The 6,000-nt window shown below is 39.6% G+C and carries 7 protein-coding genes; 5 read left to right on the top strand and 2 right to left on the bottom strand.

What is annotated here, in order from left to right; all coding sequences use genetic code 11:
* Positions 1-520: 520 nt before the first annotated feature.
* Positions 521-646, top strand: coding sequence for a GapA-binding peptide SR1P (locus tag AAV98_RS20085; protein WP_082380950.1), 126 nt, complete (start codon positions 521-523; stop codon positions 644-646).
* Between the two features lie 61 nt (positions 647-707).
* On the opposite strand, the gene AAV98_RS17790 is transcribed toward AAV98_RS20085, so the two are convergent.
* On the bottom strand, positions 708-2,189 hold the full coding sequence (locus AAV98_RS17790) for an aminotransferase class I/II-fold pyridoxal phosphate-dependent enzyme (RefSeq protein ID WP_060666877.1): 1,482 nt from the start codon (positions 2,187-2,189) through the stop codon (positions 708-710).
* A 186-nt stretch (positions 2,190-2,375) separates the two neighbouring features.
* Between AAV98_RS17790 and AAV98_RS17785 the strand changes: the two genes are divergently transcribed.
* Both AAV98_RS17785 and AAV98_RS17780 read left to right on the top strand, forming a co-directional pair.
* Positions 2,376-3,335 carry an NAD(P)H-dependent flavin oxidoreductase gene (locus tag AAV98_RS17785; RefSeq protein WP_060666876.1) on the top strand — a complete coding sequence of 320 codons (960 nt, stop codon included), beginning with the start codon at positions 2,376-2,378 and terminating at the stop codon, positions 3,333-3,335.
* A gap of 54 nt (positions 3,336-3,389) precedes the next feature.
* On the top strand, positions 3,390-3,665 hold the full coding sequence (locus AAV98_RS17780; RefSeq protein WP_060666875.1) for a UPF0223 family protein: 276 nt from the start codon (positions 3,390-3,392) through the stop codon (positions 3,663-3,665).
* Between the two features lie 282 nt (positions 3,666-3,947).
* Here AAV98_RS17780 and AAV98_RS17775 read toward each other — a convergent pair whose 3' ends face one another.
* Positions 3,948-4,592: a YktB family protein gene (locus tag AAV98_RS17775; protein WP_060666874.1), complete on the bottom strand. Its 645-nt coding sequence runs from the start codon at positions 4,590-4,592 to the stop codon at positions 3,948-3,950.
* A gap of 222 nt (positions 4,593-4,814) precedes the next feature.
* On the opposite strand from AAV98_RS17775, the gene AAV98_RS17770 reads away from it, so the two are divergent.
* Complete coding sequence (locus tag AAV98_RS17770; protein WP_442853692.1) at positions 4,815-4,994, top strand: hypothetical protein; 180 nt, start codon at positions 4,815-4,817, stop codon at positions 4,992-4,994.
* A gap of 159 nt (positions 4,995-5,153) precedes the next feature.
* Positions 5,154-5,951 carry an inositol monophosphatase family protein gene (locus AAV98_RS17765; RefSeq protein WP_060666872.1) on the top strand — a complete coding sequence of 266 codons (798 nt, stop codon included), beginning with the start codon at positions 5,154-5,156 and terminating at the stop codon, positions 5,949-5,951.
* Positions 5,952-6,000: the final 49 nt, after the last annotated feature.

Genomic DNA, 6,000 nt, shown 5'->3' with positions numbered 1-6,000 from the left:
CTCTGGGAAAAGGAAAAACGGTAGAAGAGAGGGTGTCTCTCCGCCCAAAAAGCTCTGGGAAAAGGAAAAACGGTAGGAGAGAGGGTGTCTCTCCGCCCGAAAAGCTCCGTGGAGAGGAAAAACGGTAGGAGAGAAAATGCTCTCATGCCCGAAACTCCCCGGTAAAAGCTGTAAAGGTAATATAGAAGGTTCTATAAGCCCGAACCGAATAGAAATCCGTTAGAACTGTCCAATAGGAGGAAATAAGTGGAATCTCAACATCCTAACAGGCCGCAAATCATCAAAAACGGTCAAATAGAAGCGTTCTCAACACCTGAACAAAGCAATCCCCCAAAAAAAACCGTCCAATAGACGCAAATAATGTAAAGCAACCTATAAACACAATGATTAAATGTGTTATACAATTTAGTTATTGACATAACACATTTGAGGTTTTATGATGGAAGTAATAAAACATAAAACGCTTTCATTAAATGGCGACTTTGCAAAAAAAATTCTTTTAGGAAAGAGGTTGAAGGGTATGGGTACAATCATTTGTCAAACTTGTAACAGCGCAGTAGATCACTTTGAGGATGAAAAAGTTACAACTTATTATGCAAAATGTGCAGATTGTCAGTGCTCTGAAAAAAGCGAAGATCTAGCCTAGAATCATATAGTAATAGAAAGAGCAGGTCCCCGGTAAGTGAGGGGACCTGCTCTTTGTTCGTTTATCGAATTGCTTTGTGTTCTTTTATTACTCTTAATGTTTTTAATTCATAATCTTCCGGACCTTGTACAGGAAGTCCTACTTCAAGTGTTTTTGTAATGTAGGACAGGTTTTCTTCCGTTATGATCTCACCGGGAGTAAAAATAGGAATCCCAGGAGGGTACACCATGATAAACTCTGCAATAATTCGACCGGCAGAGTCTTCGAATGGTACAACCTCCGTCTCAGAGTAGAAGGCATCCCTTGGTGCAATAGCTAACACGGGGATGTCTGGAAGTAGAACCTTTACTTTTTCACCGGAATCTCCTGCCTGATGCTTAAACTCTTCTGATAAGGCTTTAAGCGCTTCTAAAAGCGTTCCAGTCTCTACCTCTGAGTCACCAGGTGTGATAATGCAAAGGATATTATAAAGATCGGAAAGTTCCACTTCAATGTTATATTTTTGACGAAGCCATTTCTCAACATCATATCCTGTAAGGTTTAGTTTTTTTACAGAAATAATGAGTTTCGTTGGGTCATAGTCGAACGTTGCTTTTCTACCTAAGATTTCAGGTCCCACACAATATAGATGGTCAATTTCATTGATAGCATCCCTTGTTTTATTGGCAAGTTGAATGGTTTTTTCTATTAGTAAATGACCTTCAGTTGCAAGTCGTTTTCTCGCAACATCCAGGGAAGCCAATAGAAGGTAAGAGGTGGATGTGGTGGTTAACATGCTTAAAATGCTTTGTATGCGATTAACATTTACCAAGCCTTCTCTTACATTTAATATGGAACTTTGTGTCATTGAGCCTCCAAGCTTATGAACGCTTGTCGCAGCCATGTCAGCTCCTGCTTGCATGGCCGATAAAGGAAGTTCCTCATGGAAGTGTATATGAACACCATGGGCTTCATCCACAAGAACAGGCACGTTAAAAGAATGAGCAATCTCAACAATTTGACTTAAGTCGGCTGAAACACCAAAGTAAGTAGGGTTAATGACAAGTAAACCTTTTGCATCAGGATGTTGCTGAAGTGCCTTTTCAACGGAGTCAGTTGTGATGCCATGTGAGATTCCAAGGTCTTTGTCTACCTCTGGATGAATAAAGATTGGCACTGCTCCTGAAAAAACAATGGCAGACATAACAGATTTATGAACATTCCTTGGTACAATAATTTTCTCCCCAGGCCCGCAAACTGCCATCACCATTGTCATGATGGCTCCACTAGTTCCTTGAACAGAGAAAAATGTATGGTCCGCTCCAAAAGCTTTTGCTGCGAGGTCTTGTGCTTCCTTGATCATCCCTTTTGGCTGATGAAGATCATCAAGAGGACCGATATTGATTAGGTCTATCGAAAGAGCATTTTCACCGATAAATTCTCGGAATTCTGGATCAATGCCGGCTCCTTTTTTATGTCCGGGAATGTGAAATTGAATCGGATTCCCTTTGGCGTGATTTAATAGTCCAGTAAATAATGGCGTGTCATTTTGAGAATATGTCAACTTACTTATGCACCTCTTTAAATTTAGCTTAGTTTCGGTTTCGTTTATCTTAACGCATCTAGTTACGCAGAACAAACTTTCACATAAAACAAATGAAATTATAGCATTTATCCTCTTTATTGCATAGCAGGAATTTATCACATTAAAAAGAAACATATATAGAGAAGTGGAAAGGGGAAGAAGTTGATGAATTGGGAGACCAAAGTAACAAAACTATTAGATATTAAATATCCTATTATACAAGGTGGACTTGCTTATTTAGCATATGCAGACTTAGCTGCCGCTGTTTCTAATGCAGGTGGACTTGGGCAAATAACGGCAATGAGTTTGGAAACTCCTGAATTACTGAGAGAAGAAATTAGAAAGGTTAGAAAGAAGACCGATAAACCCTTTGGCGTAAATTATGCGATTGGCCAGCATGGACGACCTTTTGAGCATATGCTGAATATTGCTTTGGAAGAAGAGGTCCCGGTTATATCGATGACAGGAGGAAACCCTTCACCTATTTTTAAGAGGCTGGAGGGCTCAACATGCAAAAAATTAGTACTTGTCGCAGCTCGCAGACAAGCAGAAAAGGCGGAAGAACTTGGTGCTGATGCAGTAATGGTCGTAGGACAAGAGGGAGGCGGTCATTTAGGCAAAAATGATTTAGGAACTATGGTATTAGTCCCGAAGGTGGTGGACGCCTTAAAGATACCTGTCATCGCTTCAGGAGGCATTGGTGATGGACGGGGGTTGATGGCAGCTTTGGCACTTGGAGCGGAAGGAATTGAAATGGGTACAAGATTTATTGCGACAAAGGAGTGCATGCATGCTCATCCAGTTTACAAAGATAGGTTAGTGCAAGGAACAGAAAATGATACAGTGGTCATCAAAAGAAGCCTTGGTGCACCTGCAAGGGCCATTCAAAACACTTGGACAGAAGAAATAATTAAGCTCGAACAGGATGCAGTAGGGTATGAAGGATTGAAAGACTTTATCAGTGGAACGGCGAACAGACGATATATTTATGACGGTAACACAAATTCAGGCTATGCTTGGGCTGGTCAGGTAATGGGGTTAATAGACGATGTGCCGAGTGTGGAACAGCTTCTTTCGAGAATGGTGAAGGAAGCGGAAAATATTCGCGAGAAGTGGACAAACTAGAGAAGGAAGATGATATACTTTACTTTTCCACTATACATATAATGAGGTGAAGTTATGGATTTCTCTTATCCCATTTCTTATGACTGGTCTACAGATGAAATTGTAGACGTTATTGCACTATATGAAGCGGTCGAGCTTACTTACAGCAAAGGTGTGGAGCGTGATCAGCTTTTATCTTTATACCGCAGATTCAAAGAAATCGTACCAGGCAAGGCGGAAGAACGAAATCTCGCAAATGAATATGAAGAATTGAGTGGTTTTTCTGTGTACCGTACGATCAAGAAAGCAAAAGACATGAACCCTGGTGAACTGGTGAAGATGTCTAAATGATAAGAATTTATAAGAGTCCCAGAGATGCTCATGCTCTGGGATTTTTACTTTTTTTGCTTTGTAAAGACCTTATGGTTGAGAAAACTTGGTTGGATAGGTCATAAGAGTAGTTTTTAAGACCTCACGAAAGAGAAATGCCTATTAAACAGTTCTTGATAATAGTCATAAAGAACCCTCGCCAGACAAAATTCTCCTTAAGAGGTCTTTATAACAAAAAACTAACCTTAAACCCCTAAACAACAAAAAACTAGACTCTGCAAGCCTAGTTCTCTAAGTAATCCTTTATTCCGCTGTCTGTTTCGTTAGGTTATACAATCCTTTTACTGTTTGGATTGCTTCCTCGATGCGCGCTATCGTTTCGTCTCCAGAAAGCTTAATTGCCTCTTCTTTTGGTATTTGGATGCCGCAAAGTATTTCCGCTTTCTTTACGTTAATCAATCGCTCAAATAGTTCTTTATGTGCTTCCTCTGTCAATTCAGATTGTCTGATAACTTCCGGTTTAGTGTGATCTTTTGACCAGACAAAATCCGAAGGGATTTGCTCACGGATAGTTGACAAATTTTCCATTAAAATTTCGCCAAATGCTTCTTTCATTGGTGCTTCATAGATAACTGCAAACCAGACAAACACATGTGTTTCCCACAAGCCAATCTGGAAATGAGGCAACATTTTATAGCCGCGTGCATTATTTGCAAAGGCAACCCAGGAATCTTTTGGAGGGTTCTTCGTTCTTCTTGCATGCTTGGCAACATGATAGTGCATTTCATCACCGGTCATGGCAGTTAAAGAAGGAGAGAAATATTGGCCGATTAACTCAAACTTTGGCTGTATTTGAGACTTTAAAGCTTCCATTCTTTCTTCAAGTCCTTCTATAGTAAATACATGGAAATCTTTTTTCTTAAATCCGTTAAATTTTGTGTTTTTCATGTAGACGCCCCATTCTGAACATAACTTTATATAATCCTCATTTTAGCATAGCCCTTTTTCTCTGCCAAAAGATTAGGTTTTCCCCCATTTTAGTTTCTTGTTAGGTAACTGCACATTTTAGTTACCATCTTTCAATCGCTTCATATGATATAGCAACCATTAGAAAATTGAATCCTTTGGAACCGAGAAACTTTAATGAGGGAGGGAATTATTTTGAAACAAGTGGCGACACCTTGGAAAAAGAAAAAAGAGGAAAATCAGCTAGCGGTATTGCGGATGGAAATTGACTATGAACTGGCAGTTTTATTTGAAGCAATACAAGAGAGTGATAAGGAAAAAATGAAGAAAAGCAAATCTAAATTAGAGCAACTTCGAAAAGAAATGTTAAGTCTAGGGGTTTAGTGGCAACAGCTACTTTGACGAACCTGTATGAGGTTCGTTTTTCTGTGTGACCTATTACTTGATTTTACCCTTTCGATTCAGTAAGCTAAAACATACATATTTGATTATACATATTGTATTAATTGCAATGAAAATTGTAGCAGAAGGGCAGGAGAATACATGAATTGGACTCAAATAGATGAGAATGCAAAAAAGTGGACGAGAGAAGCGGGAGAACGTATTCGAACTTCTTTCAGCAAGGAATTAATGATACATACTAAATCCTCTCCTGATGATCTGGTAACTAATATTGACCGGGAAACGGAACAATTCTTTATAGAACAAATTAGAAATACTTATCCAGAACACCAAATCTTGGGAGAAGAAGGGTTTGGAGATAATCTGGATAAACTCGATGGAACGGTGTGGATTATTGATCCTATTGATGGCACAATGAACTTTGTCCATCAACAGCGAAATTTTGCCATATCAGTTGCCGTTTATGAAGATGGTGTTGGAAAAATTGGTCTCATTTATGATGTGGTTCATGATGAGCTTTACCATGCAAGAGCAGGGGAGGGTGCATATTTAAACGATTTTAAACTTCCCCCATTGGAAGAGGTGGCGGTAGAGAAAGCTATTATCGGTCTAAATGCAACATGGATTACAGAAAACAAACGAATTGATCCCACTATCTTGGCTCCACTTGTGAAGAAAGTTAGAGGTACGAGATCTTATGGATCGGCTGCGCTTGAAATGGCGTATGTAGCAACAGGCCGAATTGATGCATATATTACTTTGAGACTTTCCCCTTGGGATTTTGCAGCGGGACTAATACTTGTAAACGAGCTCGGTGGTAAAGTGACCACACTTCACGGTGAACCTCTTAACTTGCTTGGGCAAAACAGTGTCTTTGTATGTAAGCCAGGGTTGCATGAAGTGATTAGCAAGGATTACTTGTATAAATTGAAGAAATAATGAAAACCCACGACCGTTAATAAGGCCGTGGGTTTTCATTATGTGGATA

The organism is Bacillus sp. CHD6a (assembly GCF_001293645.1).
Classification (GTDB): Bacteria; Bacillota; Bacilli; order Bacillales; family Bacillaceae_I; genus Sutcliffiella_A.
Note: the sequence above shows the minus strand (reverse complement) of the source record. Positions and strands in the feature narration are given on the sequence as shown.